Raw genomic sequence first — 18,891 nt, forward strand, 5'->3', positions numbered from 1 at the left:
TAGTATCAACAAAAAACGCCGTTGGCAGATTACCAACGGCGTTTTTTATTTACATTTTAGATTTCCATTCGTCTATCAATTCCGAAATCGTTTCCCGTACAGACATGATACGGCTTGCCCGCCAGGCATTACTGCCCGCAAATGCATAACCATTCTCGAAGTTTCCTTTGAATGCATTATACAAAGCCGTCACAATACAATAAGGACTACGCGATATATCACAAGTCTTGATACAATTAAACGGACATACTTTCGGCTGTTTTATTCCCTGCTTCACCTTCTCCAGGAAATTGCAGTGAATTGCCCGCCCCGGCATACCAACAGGACTTTTAATGATCTCGATATCCTTCTCTTCAGCATGAATATAGCTTTCTTTGAAGGCCTCGGATGCATCACACTCCTTGGTGGTAACAAAACGTGTTCCTAACTGTACGCCTGACGCTCCAAGGTCTATCATGCGCTTAATGTCTTCACCCGTGTAAATGCCTCCCGCTGCAATTACAGGGATCTTCTTGTCATACTTCTGTTCGAAGTGTGAAACCTCTGCTACTACCTGCGGCAGCAACTCTTCCAGCGAAAAATGTTCGTCTTCCAACTGATTCTCCTTATATCCCAAATGTCCACCGGCTTTTGGGCCTTCCAAGACAACTGCATCAGGCAGGTAATCGTAATTGTTTTTCCATTTTTCGCAGATAATACGTACGGCACGTGCACTCGATACGATAGGTACCAGTTTCGTTACACTGTCTTTCTTCAAAAACGATGGCAAGTCCAAAGGTAATCCGGCACCACTGAATATGATGTCTACCTTCTCTGCAATACTCGTCTTTACCAGTTCTGCAAAATCGGAAAGAGCAACCATGACATTCACGCCGATAATTCCTTTAGCCCTTTCGCGGGCTTTACGAATTTCTTCGGCCAGGCCAAGATTACCGGCTTCTGTGTAATTTGGAGATAATTTTTTATATAAAAGACCGAGACCGGCGGCGGAAATTACGCCGATCCCACCTTCATTTGCAACGGCTGAGGCTAAGCCGGAAAGAGAGATACCTACGCCCATTCCTCCTTGGATAATAGGAATGCGAGCCTTTAGGTCTCCGATTGTCAATGCTTTCATTAAATAGTTGTTTGTTTATAACGGTCGCAAAGGTAGAATAATATCCCAATATATGTGCAAAACAAACCAATATAAATGCACAAACCCGGCAAAGGTGTGCAATTTCTTCCTTTATTTCAACGGAATATATCCAACCTTCTTAACAAGCTCTTGTCCTTCAGCAGAAAGCACATAGTCAATAAAGGGTTTCACGTTAGCTTCATTCTTTACTTCATAGTAGTAAAAGAGCGGACGCACAACAGGATAAGTTTTATTCTTTGCATTCGCCATAGACGGCTCTGTAAATGTTTTCCCCGAATCATACGACACGTGAATAGGTTTAACATCCTTATTCAGATAAGCAAGCCCAACATAGCCAATGGCGCCTTTCGTTTGGCTCACACTCTGTATGATTGCACCGGTGGCAGGCATACTTAATATCCCATTCATGTAGTTCTTATTCTTCAGCACGCTTTCCTTAAAAAACTCGTATGTCCCCGAAGAAGTTTCACGCGAATAAGCCACGATTTTCATATCCGCCCCACCTACTTCTTTCCAATTTTTAATCTTTCCGGTAAAGATACCTTCCAGTTGTTCACGTGTCAAATTAGAGACTTTATTAGAAGGATGTACCACGACAGCCAGTGCATCATAGGCAATAACCACTTCTTTCGGTGTTTTACCGGACTTCTGCATTCTGACCTTTTCGTCGAACTTTATCTTACGGGACGCCATTGCAATATCTGTAGTTCCTTCCTGCAAAGCAGATATTCCCACGCCGGAGCCTCCCCCGGTTACCGTAATACTGGCTCCTTTATTCTTTTTCATAAAGTTTTCGGCTTCGGACTGTGTAACAGGCAGGCAAGTATCGCTACCTTTAATTTTCTGTGCAAATACATTTGTTACAAACATACAAGCTGCCATTGCAGCCAGAACAATCGTCTTTTTCATTTTCTGTGTCTAATTATTTTATGAGTACAAAATAATATCAACCATATTTCAGTAAAATGAAACAGATATTACAATTCTGTGAAAAATACGAATAATTAAGTAGTTAAGAAGTCAAGTAGTTATCGCTTCGCTGGTAGTCAAGAATTAGAAACTGGCAGTTATCTCCTTGACTTCTTAACTACTATAAGTTGAGCTTACCCAACTTATAGTTTATGTATCACCTTCATCAATTGTTCGCCCAAACCGATCGTGTAACCCTGAGACACGAAAACCACACGGTTGAAAGTATCGGCTATGATAAAGATCGGCAACGTATTGGATTGCGGCAATTTCATTGCACTTACAATTTCTTTCTGGATTGCATTGTCAATATCGATACCGTAGGTAATTGTATTGGGTAATTCGCCGAATTCCTTCGGATCAAAATTCTTATAACCTTTTTCATCAGGGAAAAGCAGAACCATACCGCGCCCCCACTCTTCCAATTCTTTCTTAACGGCAGATATGTCACGCATTGCATGATTAGTAGGTTCCTGGCGAGCGCCTAAAATAGCCACAACATAATAACCACGGCCGGTAGTTGCCAAAACGCTTGTTTCTTCTCCATTATCAGCGCGTCGGAACTTATCTTCCGAATTAAAGTTTCCTATTACCTGGATTTCGTCTTTATTTTCCCGCATTTCCAGCTTAATTGGCGTTGTTTTGCCCTTTTCTACTTTAAAGAAAGTCATCTCAGACAACACACTACCGTTTGCCATACGCGTTCCGGTAACCAGCACATAATCTCCTGCGTCCAGTGTCAACGGATTTTTCAGCAAAGCGCTCCAGGTATCTCCCGTGCCCATATCAGCACCATTTCCCGATTCAAAATTTAATGTCTGCAATTTACCATCAGGCAACACTTTTGCAATTGTGAAATGGCTGAAGTATTTCGGGTCTTGTAATGCCTTAATCGGAGCATAGGAAGCCACAACCTTACCTTGTCTGGCAGTAACCGGGGCAACAGCTTCAAAGTCTACATCTATCCATTGCCCATCTTTATTATATTGTACTTTACGGGCTACCGGTTCAATACGTGCCGGAATACCTAAACTACGCGACAAAGCGACAAAGAATATATCCCTTGAATTTATATCCGATACACGTGCCTTCCAGACTCCTATCGGCATGATAGAAATACGCTGCGCATTCAAATCATTGTTTATCGTAATGCTATCTTTCACCCACCGGACCAACACCTGCGGATCATCCTTCGCCTGTTTTGCAAAGGCGGGATCTACATTTGCAGTAAAGAAACTCTTATACGGCGTAAGGAACTCTAGCGCTATACGCGGATTCATAACATATTCCGTAAACAGTTCGCTATCAGATTGCGGCGTATTGTTCAAATGGTCTGCCAATACGGAAGCAGGAGTATCACGGACATCTTTAGCCGAAATTACACCTAGCAAGGCAATAGCCTGAGCACGTTTATCGGACGGAGTTTCGCGAAGGAACTTCTCTATTTCGTTATAATTGCCACGGCTTGCCAACATATATTTGGCGGTCAGGTCTTCATCCGTGCCCAATTCTTTGGCAAGCGCCACAGCCTTGTCTACAGTATAGAATGTTTCTACATATTTATTACGGATGGCATCCTCTTCAAGCAAACGTTTTGCATTTGCTTCCTTTTGTTCGTCGGTTACACTGACCGGTATAGTACCGTCTACCGGCGGAACAATATCCAACACAGCCGTATCGATTACATCGCCCGGTACTTTATTTAATTGAATAGTTATACTGCCGTCTTTGCCAAAAGAGACTTTACTATACCCAAACTTACCGTCCTTGCTTGCCCAAACAAGCATGTCTCCCTTACCGGCTGAAAGCGAACATTTGCCATCGGCATCCGTCTTCTTACGTGCAACGGAGTAAAACTCGGCATAATTATATATCTTAAATTCCACCTCTGCACCCTGTACCGGCTTACCTTCCGTATCGGTTACGATAATCTCTGCCCTGGCAGACGGAGCATAGTTGTCTATTACATTGATTTCGGTATATCCGTCCGTACGTTCCATTACATCTTCCGGGCCATTATATTTGCCAAATACTTTCGTATGCATCAACATGCCACGGTAAGCAGGCCCGTTAAACCAGCCCATATTAAGGACAGGTTCCGGCTCGCATGCTCCCAGAAAATACCATTTGCCGTTTACCCATGCTTCTACCCAGGCATGATTATCGTCGGTATGCGCCCATCTGGGTGTATATACCTGACGTGCCGGGATGCCTACCGAGCGAAGAGCAGCCACGGTAAAAGTAGATTCTTCGCCACAACGCCCGTACGCTGTCCGTACCGAGGCCAACGGCGAACTTGTGCGACCATCCGAAGGCGTATAGATAACCTTCTCATGACACCAATGATTTACTTCCAGTACGGCATCATAAAGAGAAAGCCCTTTTACGCGGTCTTTCAATTCTTCAAAAAAGGCCGTGCGGCTATTATCCAGATTTTCATTGTTTATACGCACCGGCAAGACGAAATGACGGAATACCTGTTCCGGGATACTGTCTCCCCAAGGCATTTCCTTTTGTGCCTTGAAAGATGAGCGAATATTATCCAGATAGAAATCTCCGCTGTAATCGGTAATATCTCCGATCGGCATATAAGCATACATAAACGTAAGTGCTTCTTTTTCTTTCGGAGTCATTTGCTCATTGAATACTTCGAACAGATTGCCGTTCGGTAATGCAGCCTGCTTAGCCTGAAAATCTTTTTCCACTTCGGCCCTGTAAGCATTGTCTGTAATAAAGTGCTCTTGGCGGTTACAACTGGTTATCAGTAACAGAGCACATAGTAGTGTAAATAAATGTTTTTTGTTCATATAGCGATCGTATGTGCGTCAAAAATAGTGATTTTCTTCAAAACAGGAAAAACCCTACAGATAAAAAGGTTGTTAATATAATAGGAAAGATAAAGTTTATTAAATCCGTTATGCCGTTTTTTTAAGTATTTGATGCTATACTTTTATTCTTTTTACCCGGGTCAAAAGAATAAATTATCTCAATCTTTTTGATAAATAGTTCCATATTTACAAATAAAAGTTAGATATACAGCAGATAATATAATAACAAAGAAGATTTGTCGGGTATAATTACTATTTTTGTTCTTCATTTTCCATTGAATACAAAGAGCTTATGCATCTGATAACAAGTAATAATATAATAAATCATTTAACCTATGTTTCATAACGGCGAAGAGGTATTGTTGACAGCCTCTATTATTTTGTTTTTAAGTATTTTTGCCGGTAAAGCCGGTTATCGTTTCGGACTTCCTGCGTTACTCTTGTTCCTGGGAGTAGGCATGCTGTTTGGAAGCGACGGCCTGGGTATACAGTTCAGCGACTCACATTTTGCACAGTTCATCGGTATGCTGGCATTAAGTATTATCTTGTTTTCCGGCGGTATGGACACAAAGTTCTCCGAAGTCAAGCCAATTGCCTCACAAGGAATAGTGCTGGCTACTGTAGGAGTTTTTGCAACCACCTTTATCACCGGCGGATTCATATATTGGTTATCAGGCTTTGCGTCCCAATACGTGTCGCTCACTTTCCCCGAATCGCTGCTGATGGCAGCCGTTATGTCATCTACCGACTCGGCTTCCGTCTTCTCCATATTACGAAGCAAAGGCGTACATCTGAAGCAAAAACTGCGCCCCACGCTGGAACTCGAAAGCGGAAGCAACGACCCCATGGCATACATGTTGACTCTTATATTGATAGCCTATATACAACAGGGGGACATGGATTTGATGGAAGCCGGTTTCTCGTTGGTCATCCAGTTGATTGTGGGCGGTATAGCCGGTTACCTGTTCGGGCGGTTAGCCGTATATATTATTAACCGTATAAACATAGAAAACGAATCTTTGTATCCTATTATGATACTGGCAACAGCATTCCTGACTTTCTCTGCCACCACGCTTTGCAAAGGAAACGGCTATCTGGCAGTATACATTGCCGGATTAATCGTGGGCAATTCAAAGATAGTGCACAAGAAGAGTATCGGTACCTTCTTTGACGGTTTCGCCTGGTTATGGCAAATTGTAATGTTCTTAACGCTGGGATTGCTGGTAAACCCACACGAATTGCTACCGGTAGCAAGTATCGGGCTAACAGTTGGTATCTTTATGATTATTATAGCTCGCCCGGTCAGTGTGTTTCTATGCCTGCTTCCTTACAAGAACTTCGATCTGAGAGGAAAGCTATACATATCTTGGGTAGGATTACGCGGAGCAGTTCCTATCATCTTCGCCACTTACCCGTTGATTGCCGGGGTAGAACATGCCGGTTTGATATTCAATGTCGTGTTCTTTATCACCATCTTGTCTTTGCTAATCCAGGGAACTACCGTAACATTAGCTGCCAAATGGTTAAACCTGATAGCCGCTCCAATCAAAAAGGATGCATTTGGCATCGAACTTCCCGAGGATATAAAAAGTGCAATGAGCGAAATAGACATAACACCGGCCGTACTGCTGCATGGCAATAAGCTGATGGAGCTTACATTGCCCGACCATACTTTGGCGGTTATGGTAAAACGTGAAGGACGTTACTTTATTCCCAAAGGCAACACCGAACTGAAAGAAAATGACAAATTACTGATGATTTCAGACAATGACGAAGCTTTGCTGCAAGCATATAATGCTTTAGGTATTAAAGATTACACGATCAAGAAAAATTAATGAGCCTAAAAAACAGCGAAGAATATACAAAACAAAGTTCCCTTTCGTTATATTTTCAACAATTCGGTATAGATTTGTAGTTATATTACCAAACAGTAATAAATAAAATATGGCAGTAAAGAAAGATAAGGTACTTTGGGCAGACGATGAGATTGATTTGCTGAAACCGCATATCCTGTTCCTGCAGGACAAAGGATATGAAGTGATTCCCGTGATCAGTGGGCAAGATGCCATTGACTGTTGCAAGGAGCAATCCTTCGACATTATCTTTCTGGATGAAAATATGCCCGGCCTCACAGGTCTGGAAACACTTGCTTACATAAAAGAAATAGACCCGAACGTTCCGGTAGTCATAGTAACGAAAAGCGAAGAAGAAAGCATCATGAACCAGGCTATCGGGAATAAAATCGCCGATTACCTGATAAAGCCGGTCAATCCCAACCAGCTTCTTCTGTCTATTAAAAAGAATGTCCATAAAAATGTAATCATTTCAGAGACAACAACTGTAGGTTACCAGCAAGAATTCAGTCGCATAGGTATGCAAATAAATGATTCGCTCACTGCCGGCGAATGGATGGAAGTATATAAAAAACTGGTATACTGGGAACTGGAACTGGAAAACAACCAGGTGCAAATGCAAGACATGCTCCGGATGCAGAAAGAAGAAGCCAACAATGCCTTCGGTAAGTTCATAAAACATAATTATACCGAATGGATACAAAATCCAGAGTCGCGGCCGCTAATGAGTCCCGACCTGTTTAAAAAGAAGGTATTTCCTATGTTGGATAATGAAGAGAAGGTGTTCTTTATCCTCATAGACAATTTCCGGTTGGATCAATGGCGTGTTGTAAAAGACTTGCTGACCGATTACTATACGATGGAAGAAAACCTTTATTACAGCATTCTTCCGACTGCAACCCAATATGCGCGAAATTCAATCTTTTCAGGCCTAATGCCGCTTCAAATAGAAAAAATGTTCCCCGATTTATGGGTAGATGAAGACAGCGAAGAAAGCAAGAATCTGAACGAAGCCCCTCTTATCAAGACTCAGATAGAACGCTTCCGCAAAAAATATACATTCTCATATAACAAAGTACACGATTCCCAATATGGCGAAAAGCTACTGGGCAACGTAAGTTCACTTACCCATAATCAACTGAATGTCGTGGTATTAAACTTTGTAGACATGCTATCACATGCCCGTACTGAAAACAAAATGATACGTGAACTGGCAGAAAGCGAAGCGGCCTACCGGAGCCTTACCAAATCATGGTTCCAGCATTCTTCCACTTTAGAATTATTTAAGCGGATCGCTACGAAAGGCTACAAAGTTATTGTAACAACCGACCACGGGACAATCCGGGTAGATAACCCGGTCAAAGTAGTAGGTGATAAAAATACCAACACCAACCTCCGCTATAAAGTAGGAAAGAATTTGAACTATAACCCGAAAGAAGTTTTTGAGATGCGCGATCCCGAAAAGTTCGGGCTACCCTCTCCTAATTTAAGCAGTAAATATATCTTTGCTACAGGGCAAAGCTTCTTTGCTTACCCTAATAATTACAACTACTATGTTTCTTACTATAAGAATACCTTCCAACACGGCGGGATATCAATGGAAGAAATGATGGTACCGTTTATTATTATGGAACCGAAATAATTTTCGGGAACGGACAATTAATTACCTTTGCAGCCAGAATACATAACAAACATAATAAGATCATTTATATGAATACAATAAAGATCGATAACCTGGATACGATCCACCAGGCTGCCAAAGAGTTTATTGCAGCTATGGACGACCGTACAGTTTTTGCCTTTTACGGAAAAATGGGAGCCGGTAAAACCACATTCATAAAAGCTATCTGCGAAGAACTGGGAGTGGAAGATGTAATCAACAGCCCCACATTTGCAATTATCAACGAATACCGTAGCGATGAAACAGGAGAACTAATTTATCATTTCGATTATTACCGTATCAACAAACTAAGCGAAGCCGAAGACATCGGAACGGAAGATTATTTCTATAGCGGAGCCCTCTGTTTTATAGAATGGCCTGAAAAGATAGAAGAATTATTGCCGGAAGATGTCGTTTCGGTGACAATCAGTGAGAATGCAGATGGTTCGCGCTCTGTAGAATGGAAATAATATGAAACCTTCCGAATACTTTATTCTTGCCTTATTCATTGCATTAGGCATATTCTCGATTATAGCCGCCGCTTTCAACTTCGATTGGTATTTCCAAACTAGTGGAGCAATGACATTTGTGAGGAAATTCGGACGTAAAGGAGCACGGATTTTCTACACAATTCTGGGACTGGCATTGATTGCCTGCGGAGTTACCGGATTACTTTATTGGTAAATACAAAAAAACTTATGAAATTAATAAACTGTTGTTCTTATTTTTCACGTATCTGTTGATTATCTTTATTACAGGCTGTAATAAAGATAATTCAGTAATAGAAGGTAATACTATCCCCGCAACAATCAAGAGGGACTGCTTCATGAATAGCGAAGCAGTCCCTTTCTTGTTTTCCTGATATAAGTCTTTCGACCTTTATTCCATTAATAAAAAATCCAGCTGTTTCCGTTCCAGGTTTGCTTGTGCCACCTTGATTGTGATCGAATCGCCTAATTGATATTTACGCTTCTTACGTCTACCGATCAGACAATAGTTCTTTTCATCAAACTCGTAGTAATCGTCATCCAAATCGCGAATAGGAACAAGACCTTCACATTTATTTTCATTCAGCTCAACATATAATCCCCATTCGGTCACTCCGGAAATAACACCGTCGAATACCATGCCCAACTTATCACTCATAAACTCTACCTGTTTATATTTAATAGAAGCACGTTCCGCATTAGCAGCCACTTGTTCCATTTCAGAACAATGGTCGCAAAGTTCTTCATATTTGCTCTTTATTACGCTACGCCCGCCTGCCAGATAACGTTCCAGCAAACGATGTACCATCATATCCGGGTACCGGCGGATAGGAGATGTAAAATGAGTATAATAATCGAACGCCAGACCATAATGGCCAACATTATCCGTTGAGTATTTTGCTTTCTGCATTGCGCGGATGGCAACAGTCTCAATCAGGTTTTCTTCCGGTTTACCTTGCACCGAATCCAACAAGCTATTAATTCCTTTTGATATTTCGCCCTTATTTCCCTCTGTCTTCAACTTATATCCGAAACGGCGGATAAAACTGGCAAAGTTTTCCATTTTATTCGGATCGGGCAATTCATGAATACGGTAAACAAACGTCTTCTTAGCTTTGCCTCTAGGAGGACGGCCTATAAATTCGGCAACCGTACGGTTTGCCAGCAACATGAACTCTTCTATCAGCTTATTCGCTTCTTTTGATTCTTTAAAGTAAACACGGATCGGTTTGCCATTTTCGTCTATCTCAAACTTAACTTCATAACGATCGAAGTTTATGGCGCCATTCTTAAAACGTTTCTCCCTCAACTTCTTGGCTAGTTCATTCAAAGCCAGAATCGCTTCTTTGCAATCCCCTTCGCCGGTTTCAATTACCTCCTGAGCTTCCTCATAGGCAAAACGCCGGTCACTTTTAATAACCGTACGGCAAATACGTGAGTTTTTCACTTCTGCATTCTCATCCAATTCAAAGATTGCAGAGAAGCAAAGTTTTTCTTCATCCGGACGAAGCGAACATATCTGATTACATAACCTTTCAGGCAACATAGGTATGGTACGATCTACCAGATAAACAGAAGTAGCCCTATTTACAGCCTCTTTATCAATCAAGCTATCTTGTTTGACATAATACGTTACGTCAGCAATATGAACACCCACTTCCCAATTGCCATTTTCAAGACGTTGAGCAGAAAGAGCATCGTCAAAGTCTTTCGCATCTTTCGGGTCTATCGTAAAAGTCAATATATTACGGTAGTCTTCACGTTGCGCTATCTCTTCTTCAGAAATTTTATCAGAAATTTTATCTGCTGCCTTTTCTACACTCACAGGATATTTATACGGCAAACCGAATTCGGCCAAAATAGCATGCATTTCAGCTGTATTTTGTCCGGCAGCGCCTAATACATCAATTACTTCGCCCAACGGATTCTTAGCATTTTCCGGCCATTCAACAATACGCACTACAGCCTTATCTCCATTTTTCCCTCCGTTTAGCTTTTCTTTCGGAATGAAAATATCATTAGCCAGCGTTTTGTTTTCTGTAATAAGAAAAGCGAAACTGCCGGAAACTTGAAGTTTTCCAACATAAGTACGTTCCTTTGTTTCCAGTATTTCCACAACTTCGCCTTCAGGTTCGGCACCTTTTCGTTTAGCAAAAAGTTGCACTTTTACCTTATCTCCGTCCATAGCATGACCGGAATTTCGTTCGGCAACAAATACCGGGCTTCCTCCGTCTTCGGGAATAAAAGAGTTTTTACCATTACTACGGCGCATAAATAAACCAACAGCAACAGTTCCCAGTCCATTCAACCGATAACGTCCGCGATCAATTTCAGTAATAATATCTTCGGCTGCCAGATCATAAAGGATGTCTACAACCTGCAACTTCTGTACCTGGCTTTCCAGTCCTATAATCTTACTTATTTGCTTGTAATTGAATGGTTCTTTCGGAGAAGATTGGAAAACAGAGATTGTGGCTTGTATCATAGCCTCTTTTCTCATTCGTTTGCTTTTTCCCTTGTCTTTCTTTTCCTTCTTTTCTTTGTTACCCTTCTTTCCGGATTTGTTCTTTGTCATAAATCTTCTAGTTTAAAAAGAGATAAGCAGATATCTCTTTTACAAAGTAAACAAATATAATTGATATCCTGTTTACGTTTAAATTAATTTGATAAAAAGACTTGTATCATTCATTAAAATAATTGGCCTGTATACCTTTTGCTCCTGGCTTACAATAGAAAAGACTTCCGCTTAACGGATATTTCTTCAATTCCTCGTCAGATAAACCCGAACGAGCCGTAGTAATATACAGTTCATCCATGCTTCTGCCTCCAAATGCACAAGAAGTAACATTTGGAGCCGGGACTTCCACTTTCGCCAACAAATCGCCTGTATACGGATTATAGCAATATACACCAAATCCTCCCCATTGGGCAACCCATAAATTATCTTCGCTATCTATAGTCATTCCATCAGGCAGGCCTTGCTCCGAAGGAATACTGACAGCAACGCCGTCATAAAGTATATCGTCATTACTAACGTCATACCGGTAACGCACTATTTTACGAGTCGGTGTATCGTTATAATACATATATTTTTTGTTTGCCGACCACACGATTCCATTGGAAATAGAAACTTTTGTAATTTTAGTTATTACCATTCCATCCGGAAGTACACAATATAATTTACCTGCCTGAGGGGTAGCATTCAGGCTCATGGTTCCAACCCATAAACGCCCTGCCGGGTCGCATTTTCCATCATTACAACGGATAGTACCATTTTCATCAGGGATCGAGGCAATTGAAGTAACAGACTGGTTACACAAATTTACACGGGCTATCTCATTCTGAAAAGCAACGATGACAGTACTGTCAGTCTCAGGAACAACTGTCGATATCATACGATCAAACGTTCGCACATTACAATCTTTTTTCGAAGGAAAATATTCATAAAGTGTTTTTCCTTCAATATCGACCCAAAACAAAGAACGGCGGTCCGGATGCCAGATTGATCCTTCGCCTGTCACAGCTTCAACTTCAAACACCTTCTCGGCAGTGAGAACTTTTGGGGCCTTAACACAAGAATTTCCTAAAAGCATAGTTAATGATGCTAATAAATTAAATAATAAAAACTTCATGTAATTGCTAACTATTTTTGGTTTTCTCTATACAAGGTATATATCATGCTCATACAAACATACGGTTTTAATCAACAACTTTAAAACCTAAGCGTCATTATTTATTTACACAATCAATTTATTTATGTAAATTTGCCAATCTAATTGAATGATGGATGAGCGTAATAATTAAAGAAGTAACCGGAAAGAAAGAACTTAAGAAGTTCGTTAAATTTAATATCGAGTTATATAAAGGGAATCCCTATCATGTGCCTGGCTTGATAGACGAAGAGATGGTTACATTAGATAAAAAAAAGAACCCGGCCTTTGAAGTTTGCGATGCAATATACTTTCTAGCCTATAAAGACGGTAAAATTGTTGGCCGTATTGCCGGAATGATAAACCATCCGAGCAATGAAGTCTGGGGACAGAAACGTGCACGCTTCGGTTTTGTGGATTTTATAGACGACAACGAAGTAGTTGACGCCCTGTTCGGAGCTGTAGAAAAATGGGCACGCGAACAAGGCATGGAAGAAATTCACGGGCCAATGGGCTTTACGGACATGGATCACGAAGGCATGTTAATAGAAGGTTTCGACCAAATCGGCACAATGGCTACCATATACAACTATCCTTATTATCCTAAGCAGATAGAACGTATCGGATTCAAGAAAGATCAGGATTGGCACGAATTTAAAATCTATATTCCAGACGGTGTACCCGATAAACATTTGCGCATCGGAGAAATTGTAAAGCAGAAATATGGATTAAAAGTAATGAAATTTAAGAATGCCAAAGAAATTATGCCTTATACCAAACAGGTATTCCATACATTAAATGCTGCTTTTGCACCTTTATATGGTTTTGCTCCGCTCACGGAAAAACAAATCGATTATTATATAAACATGTATATCCCGATGCTCCGTTTTGACCTGGTTACTCTTATCATAAAAGAAGATGACAATTCAGTGGTCGGTTTCGGGATATCGTTACCCAACCTGTCAAAAGCATTGCAAAAAGCAAAAGGGCACATGTTTCCATTCGGATGGATTCATTTGCTGAAAGGGCTAAAAAGCAGACCTAAAGTAATAGACTTATACCTAACCGGAGTTTTGCCTGAATATCAAAGCAAAGGCGTAAACGCATTACTTTTTAATGATTTGATTCCGGTATACAAAAGCATAGGAGCTGTTTATGCAGAAAGTAATCCCGAACTGGAAACTAACAGCGCCGTACAAGCCCAATGGGATTACTTCAAACGTGAACATCACAAATCAAGAAGAGCATTTATAAAAAAGTTATAATCAATATGGACGAACTGAATTCAACTATACAACAACCAACAGAGTATAACGACGATGACATCAAGACACTGGATTGGATGGAACATATCCGCCGGCGTCCCGGTATGTATATCGGTAAACTTGGAGATGGAAGTTATGCAGACGATGGAATCTATGTATTGTTGAAGGAAGTACTGGATAACTCCATCGACGAATATATGATGGGTTACGGTAAGACCATTGAAGTTACCGTAGAAGAAGGTTCTGTTACCGTACGCGACTATGGACGAGGTGTTCCCCTCGGCAAGGTTGTCGATGTATCCAGTAAGATGAATACAGGCGCCAAATACGATAGCAAAGCATTTAAGAAATCAGTAGGATTGAACGGTGTAGGTATCAAGGCTGTAAATGCATTAAGCAGCTATTTTCTAATCACCAGTTATCGTGACGGCGAATGCAAACGAGTGGAATACAGCAAGGCCATCATTACAGAAGAATCAGGTATACAGCCAACAGAGGAAGCAAACGGAACCATGGTTTACTTTATTCCTGATCGCGAAATCTTCAAAGACTATCAATATAAGGATGAGTTCATTGAAAGCTTATTAAAAAATTATGTTTTCCTGAACTCCGGCCTTACCATTACTTATAACGGAAAGAAGTTCCATTCACGCAACGGCCTGGTTGATCTGTTAAATGAAAACATGACAACAGACCCTTTATATCCGATCATCCATTTGACAGGAGAAGATATCGAATTGGTTATTACACACAGCAACCAATACGGCGAAGAATATTATTCATTTGTAAACGGACAACATACCACACAGGGCGGAACACACCTTTCAGCTTTCCGTGAAGCTGTAGGACGCGTTATTAAAGAATATTACAACAAAAATTTTGAATATTCGGATATCCGGGCCGGAATTGTGGCGGCAATCAGTATTAAGGTAGAAGAACCTGTATTTGAAAGCCAGACCAAAACAAAACTGGGTTCTAAAGATATGGGACCGGAAGGTCCGACAGTAGCCAAATTTATCGGAGACTTTATCAAAAAAGAACTGGACAACTACCTCCATAAGAATGCCGATACTTCAGAAGCTCTTTTACATAAAATACTTGAAGCAGAGAAAGAACGCAAAGCAATAGCCGGTGTAACCAAACTGGCACGTGAACGCGCCAAGAAAGCAAATTTGCATAACCGTAAATTGCGTGACTGCCGTATCCATTTAAACGACACAAAAGGAGAACGGACAGAAGAGAGCAGTATCTTTATCACAGAGGGAGATTCGGCCAGCGGTTCCATCACCAAAAGCCGTGATCCGAATCTTCAGGCAGTATTCAGTCTGCGTGGTAAGCCATTAAACAGTTATGGACTTACCAAAAAGATCGTTTACGAAAATGAAGAATTTAACCTGCTGCAAGCAGCTCTGAATATTGAGGACGGTCTGGAAGGATTACGTTATAACAAGGTGATTATTGCAACAGATGCCGATGTAGACGGTATGCACATCCGTTTGCTTCTGATTACTTTCTTCCTGCAATTTTTCCCTGATCTGATCAAGCGTAACCATGTATATATATTGCAGACACCACTTTTCCGCGTACGTAACAAGCAAAAAACATGGTACTGTTATAGCGAGGAAGAACGTTTGGCAGCCATACAGGCAGCAGGCAAAAACCCGGAAATTACCCGGTTCAAAGGATTAGGAGAAATTTCGCCGGACGAATTCAAACACTTTATAGGTAAAGATATTCGTCTCGATCCGGTAACCATGAAGAAAGAAGACTCCGTAAAAGAAATGCTGGAATTCTACATGGGCAAAAATACAATGGAACGACAAAATTTCATTATAGATAACCTTGTAATAGAAGAAGATGTTGTCAGTTGAAAATAAAAGAATAGCACTGTTTCCGGGGACGTTCGATCCTTTTACCATCGGACATCGGTCATTAGTAACCCGGGGACTGACGTTAGTGGACGAAATCATCATATCCATCGGTATAAATGATAAGAAACTAACCTATTTTTCACTTGAAAAAAGAATAGAGGCAATCCAAAACCTATACAAAAACGAACCAAGGGTAAAAGTTATGTCCTACAACTCACTGACAGTCGATTTTGCGCTTGAGGTAGGAGCCCATTTTATTCTGCGCGGTATCCGTACGGTAAACGACTTTGAATATGAAAAGACAATTGCCGACGTAAACCGTAAACTTACAGGAATCGAAACTTTTATCCTTTTTACCGAACCGGAACATACACATATCAGTTCTAGTATTGTACGTGAACTTTTACGATACGGAAAAGACATTTCCCTGTTTGTCCCTAAAGAAACAGAATTGTATTAATGAATCAGGAAATTAATAAACGAATGAAACAACTTATAGTATTGCTCTTGGCAGTCGTAACGTTTACTTCTGTCAAAGCCCAGCCGGTAAATCAAGATGCCCGCAAGTTATCCATGGCGTTATATGCCATTTCCAATTTATATGTAGACCCCGTAAATGACAGTAAGCTGGTTGAAGATGCTATCAAAGGCATATTAGATAAACTAGACCCTCACTCAAACTACATGGATCCGGAGGAAACGAAAGAAATGAACGAACCTTTACAAGGGAACTTTGACGGTATCGGCATTCAATTCAATATGCTGACAGATACATTATACGTCATCCAGGTAATTCCCGGCGGACCATCCGAAAAAGTAGGATTAATGGCCGGCGACCGTATCATTATGGTTGACGACACACTGATTGCCGGTGTAAACATGAAAACAACAGACATTATGAAACGTTTGCGCGGTCCCAAAGGAACGGAGGTAAATGTGAAAGTGCAGCGCAACAATAAACCGGAATTAATAGAATTTAAAATTACCAGAGGCAAAATTCCGGTATACAGTTTAGACGCAGCTTATATGGCAGACAAAAATACAGGTTATATCAAATTAAACCGCTTTGCCGCTTCTTCGGCTGATGAGTTTCGTGAAGCTTTGGAAAAGTTGAAGAAACAAGGCATGAAGAATCTGATTCTGGACTTGCAAGGCAATGGCGGAGGCTATCTGAATATTGCAATCGATTTAGCTGATGAATTTCTGGGAAAAGATAAACTCATCGTCTATACCGAAGGTAGCAAACAATCACGTGAAGAAGCGAAATCCACCAACCGGGGAGGTTTCGAAGACGGACGTCTTGTTGTATTGGTAGACGAAGCGTCTGCTTCCGCCAGTGAAATTCTGTCAGGTGCTGTTCAGGATTGGGATCGCGGAGTAATTGTAGGCCGCCGCACTTTTGGTAAAGGATTAGTGCAAAAACCTATTCCCCTGCCCGACGGATCCATGATCCGCTTAACCGTTGCCCGCTATTACACACCAACCGGACGCTGTATTCAAAAGCCTTACGAAAACGGAAAGATCGAAGAATACCAGCACGACCTGATAGACCGTTATAATCGTGGAGAGCTAATGAGTGCAGACAGTATTCACTTTCCCGATTCAATGAAGTATAGCACATTAGTTAATAAACGCACGGTTTATGGCGGAGGCGGAATCATGCCCGACGTTTTCATTCCGGTAGATACGTCCCGTTACACAGACTATCATCGCAAACTGGTAGCATCCGGGTTAGTAAACCGGGTTGCGATGAATTACCTAGATCATAATCGTGCAGAAATGACAAAGAAATATCATAAATTTCCACAATATAAACAGGATTTCATCATCACGGATGATATCATGCAGGATCTCCTGAATATGGCAAAAGAAGAGAAGATCGAGTTCAACGAAGAGCAATATAACCGCTCCAAGCCGCTTATCATGCTTCAGATAAAAGCCCTTATTGCACGTGATCTATATGACATGGCTCAGTATTTCCAGATCATAAACGACGACAATGCAAGTTATCAGGAAGCCCTACGCATCATTAACGATCCGGCTGCGTATTCTACTATCCTGACAAAATAATTGCTATGTATTGGACTCTTTTTCTGACATTCGTTAAGATCGGGACATTTACTATCGGAGGCGGCTATGCTATGATTCCTCTTATTCAACGTGAAGTAGTAGACAGAGGATGGCTTTCGAAAGAAGACTTTATCGACCTATTCTCGGTAGCACAGTCTTTACCGGGCATATTTGCTGTAAATATTTCAATCTTCGTTGGATATAAACTGAAGAAAACTCCGGGAAGTATCATTTGTGCACTGGGGACTATTATCCCTTCTTTCCTTATCATTCTAGCCATTGCCTTATTCTTCACCGGAGTTAAGGATAATGTATGGGTAGAAAAGGCATTTAAAGGCTTGCGTCCGGCCGTGGTAGCACTGATAGCAGTTCCATGCCTTACCACCGCTCGTTCCATTAAGCTAAGTTATGCACAGATGGTCATTCCTATAGGGGCTGCACTGTTAATATGGTTAGGCGATGTATCGCCGATATGGATTATCCTTGCAGCTATTATTGGCGGATTATATTATGGATTAAAAATAAAAAAGTATTGAGATATGATTTGGTTACAGCTGTTTTACGTATATCTGAAAATCGGAATCTTTGGATTTGGCGGCGGGTACGCCATGCTTTCCTTAATCCAATCGGATGTTGTAGACCAATACAAATGGATCTCGTTACAGGAATTTACCGACATTGTAGCCATATCCCAGATGACTCCGGGCCCTATCGGCATCAACAGTGCCACCTATATAGGTTATACAGCTATCCATAATGCCGGTTATTCACAAAGTATGAGTATATTAGGTTCCAGCCTGGCTACTTTTGCCGTATGTCTGCCCTCCTTTATATTGGTACTAATTATCTCTTATTTCTTTTCCAAATTCAAAAACAATAAATATGTGGCCGCCGCTTTTACAGGACTACGTCCGGCCACAGTAGGATTAATAGCAGCCGCAGCCCTGATGTTAATGAATAAAGAGAACTTTATAGACTATAAAAGCTTCCTTATCTTCGGAGCCGCTTTTCTTCTTACCTGGAAATTTAAAGTCAACCCTATATTGATGATTTTGCTTGCCGGCGCCGCAGGAATCGTGCTTTATTGGTAAGAGAATAT

General features: G+C 41.1%; 15 protein-coding genes. 10 read left to right on the forward strand and 5 right to left on the reverse strand.

All coding sequences use genetic code 11. From position 1 onward, the window contains the following. Positions 1–49: 49 nt before the first annotated feature. From CTY47_RS05840 to CTY47_RS05850, 3 genes are all read right to left on the reverse strand, one after another. Positions 50–1,117: an NAD(P)H-dependent flavin oxidoreductase gene (locus tag CTY47_RS05840; protein WP_099463832.1), complete on the reverse strand. Its 1,068-nt coding sequence runs from the start codon at positions 1,115–1,117 to the stop codon at positions 50–52. 111 nt (positions 1,118–1,228) lie between these two features. Beyond that, positions 1,229–2,047 carry a PstS family phosphate ABC transporter substrate-binding protein gene (locus CTY47_RS05845; RefSeq protein ID WP_099463833.1) on the reverse strand — a complete coding sequence of 273 codons (819 nt, stop codon included), beginning with the start codon at positions 2,045–2,047 and terminating at the stop codon, positions 1,229–1,231. A 203-nt stretch (positions 2,048–2,250) separates the two neighbouring features. Further along, complete coding sequence (locus tag CTY47_RS05850) at positions 2,251–4,914, reverse strand: transglutaminase-like domain-containing protein (RefSeq protein WP_099463834.1); 2,664 nt, start codon at positions 4,912–4,914, stop codon at positions 2,251–2,253. 356 nt (positions 4,915–5,270) lie between these two features. On the opposite strand from CTY47_RS05850, the gene CTY47_RS05855 reads away from it, so the two are divergent. The 4 genes from CTY47_RS05855 to CTY47_RS05870 all read left to right on the forward strand — a co-directional run bounded on the left by CTY47_RS05855 (position 5,271) and on the right by CTY47_RS05870 (position 9,132). Then, on the forward strand, positions 5,271–6,770 hold the full coding sequence (locus CTY47_RS05855) for a potassium/proton antiporter (protein WP_099463835.1): 1,500 nt from the start codon (positions 5,271–5,273) through the stop codon (positions 6,768–6,770). Positions 6,771–6,879: 109 nt separating this feature from the next. Further along, entirely contained in the window at positions 6,880–8,430 is a 1,551-nt protein-coding gene (gene porX / locus CTY47_RS05860) for a T9SS response regulator signal transducer PorX (protein ID WP_099463836.1), read from the forward strand. Positions 8,431–8,498: 68 nt separating this feature from the next. Next, positions 8,499–8,918, forward strand: a complete 420-nt coding sequence (tsaE, locus tag CTY47_RS05865) for a tRNA (adenosine(37)-N6)-threonylcarbamoyltransferase complex ATPase subunit type 1 TsaE (protein WP_099463837.1) — start codon at positions 8,499–8,501, stop codon at positions 8,916–8,918. Position 8,919: 1 nt separating this feature from the next. Next, positions 8,920–9,132, forward strand: a complete 213-nt coding sequence (locus CTY47_RS05870; protein WP_099463838.1) for an immunity 17 family protein — start codon at positions 8,920–8,922, stop codon at positions 9,130–9,132. 195 nt (positions 9,133–9,327) lie between these two features. Here the strand turns inward: CTY47_RS05870 and rnr are convergent, their stop codons facing one another. Beyond that, complete coding sequence (gene rnr / locus CTY47_RS05875; RefSeq protein WP_099463839.1) at positions 9,328–11,511, reverse strand: ribonuclease R; 2,184 nt, start codon at positions 11,509–11,511, stop codon at positions 9,328–9,330. Positions 11,512–11,617: 106 nt separating this feature from the next. Beyond that, on the reverse strand, positions 11,618–12,529 hold the full coding sequence (locus tag CTY47_RS05880) for an SMP-30/gluconolactonase/LRE family protein (RefSeq protein WP_099463840.1): 912 nt from the start codon (positions 12,527–12,529) through the stop codon (positions 11,618–11,620). Positions 12,530–12,723: 194 nt separating this feature from the next. On the opposite strand from CTY47_RS05880, the gene CTY47_RS05885 reads away from it, so the two are divergent. Genes CTY47_RS05885 through CTY47_RS05910 form a run of 6 tightly spaced genes read left to right on the forward strand, consistent with a single transcriptional unit; the run spans position 12,724 to position 18,883 of the window. Further along, the gene (locus CTY47_RS05885) at positions 12,724–13,851 is read left to right on the forward strand and encodes a hypothetical protein (protein ID WP_099463841.1); all 1,128 of its coding nucleotides are present in this window, start codon (positions 12,724–12,726) and stop codon (positions 13,849–13,851) included. Between the two features lie 5 nt (positions 13,852–13,856). Then, entirely contained in the window at positions 13,857–15,722 is a 1,866-nt protein-coding gene (locus CTY47_RS05890; RefSeq protein ID WP_099463842.1) for a DNA topoisomerase IV subunit B, read from the forward strand. Continuing rightward, positions 15,709–16,182, forward strand: coding sequence for a pantetheine-phosphate adenylyltransferase (gene coaD, locus CTY47_RS05895; RefSeq protein ID WP_099463843.1), 474 nt, complete (start codon positions 15,709–15,711; stop codon positions 16,180–16,182). The genes CTY47_RS05890 and coaD overlap by 14 nt, the downstream gene beginning before the upstream one ends. Positions 16,183–16,205: 23 nt before the next feature. Further along, positions 16,206–17,792, forward strand: coding sequence for a S41 family peptidase (locus CTY47_RS05900; protein ID WP_099464100.1), 1,587 nt, complete (start codon positions 16,206–16,208; stop codon positions 17,790–17,792). A 5-nt stretch (positions 17,793–17,797) separates the two neighbouring features. Next, the gene (locus CTY47_RS05905; protein WP_099463844.1) at positions 17,798–18,328 is read left to right on the forward strand and encodes a chromate transporter; all 531 of its coding nucleotides are present in this window, start codon (positions 17,798–17,800) and stop codon (positions 18,326–18,328) included. 3 nt (positions 18,329–18,331) lie between these two features. Beyond that, positions 18,332–18,883 (forward strand): chromate transporter, encoded by a 552-nt coding sequence (locus tag CTY47_RS05910; RefSeq protein WP_099463845.1) that lies wholly within the window; start codon positions 18,332–18,334, stop codon positions 18,881–18,883. The last annotated feature ends 8 nt before the right edge of the window (positions 18,884–18,891 follow it).

The sequence above is a fragment of the Parabacteroides provencensis genome, from assembly GCF_900232875.1.
Lineage (GTDB): Bacteria > Bacteroidota > Bacteroidia > Bacteroidales > Tannerellaceae > Parabacteroides > Parabacteroides chinchillae.

Bases quoted from the DNA above. Each gene is read 5' to 3' on its own strand.
- CTY47_RS05840 (WP_099463832.1), bottom strand. From the start codon at position 1,117: ATGAAAGCATTGACAATCGGAGACCTAAAGGCTCGCATTCCTATTATC.
- CTY47_RS05845 (WP_099463833.1), bottom strand. From the start codon at position 2,047: ATGAAAAAGACGATTGTTCTGGCTGCAATGGCAGCTTGTATGTTTGTA.
- CTY47_RS05850 (WP_099463834.1), bottom strand. From the start codon at position 4,914: ATGAACAAAAAACATTTATTTACACTACTATGTGCTCTGTTACTGATA.
- CTY47_RS05855 (WP_099463835.1), top strand. From the start codon at position 5,271: ATGTTTCATAACGGCGAAGAGGTATTGTTGACAGCCTCTATTATTTTG.
- porX (WP_099463836.1), top strand. From the start codon at position 6,880: ATGGCAGTAAAGAAAGATAAGGTACTTTGGGCAGACGATGAGATTGAT.
- tsaE (WP_099463837.1), top strand. From the start codon at position 8,499: ATGAATACAATAAAGATCGATAACCTGGATACGATCCACCAGGCTGCC.
- CTY47_RS05870 (WP_099463838.1), top strand. From the start codon at position 8,920: ATGAAACCTTCCGAATACTTTATTCTTGCCTTATTCATTGCATTAGGC.
- rnr (WP_099463839.1), bottom strand. From the start codon at position 11,511: ATGACAAAGAACAAATCCGGAAAGAAGGGTAACAAAGAAAAGAAGGAA.
- CTY47_RS05880 (WP_099463840.1), bottom strand. From the start codon at position 12,529: ATGCTTTTAGGAAATTCTTGTGTTAAGGCCCCAAAAGTTCTCACTGCC.
- CTY47_RS05885 (WP_099463841.1), top strand. From the start codon at position 12,724: ATGAGCGTAATAATTAAAGAAGTAACCGGAAAGAAAGAACTTAAGAAG.
- CTY47_RS05890 (WP_099463842.1), top strand. From the start codon at position 13,857: ATGGACGAACTGAATTCAACTATACAACAACCAACAGAGTATAACGAC.
- coaD (WP_099463843.1), top strand. From the start codon at position 15,709: ATGTTGTCAGTTGAAAATAAAAGAATAGCACTGTTTCCGGGGACGTTC.
- CTY47_RS05900 (WP_099464100.1), top strand. From the start codon at position 16,206: ATGAAACAACTTATAGTATTGCTCTTGGCAGTCGTAACGTTTACTTCT.
- CTY47_RS05905 (WP_099463844.1), top strand. From the start codon at position 17,798: ATGTATTGGACTCTTTTTCTGACATTCGTTAAGATCGGGACATTTACT.
- CTY47_RS05910 (WP_099463845.1), top strand. From the start codon at position 18,332: ATGATTTGGTTACAGCTGTTTTACGTATATCTGAAAATCGGAATCTTT.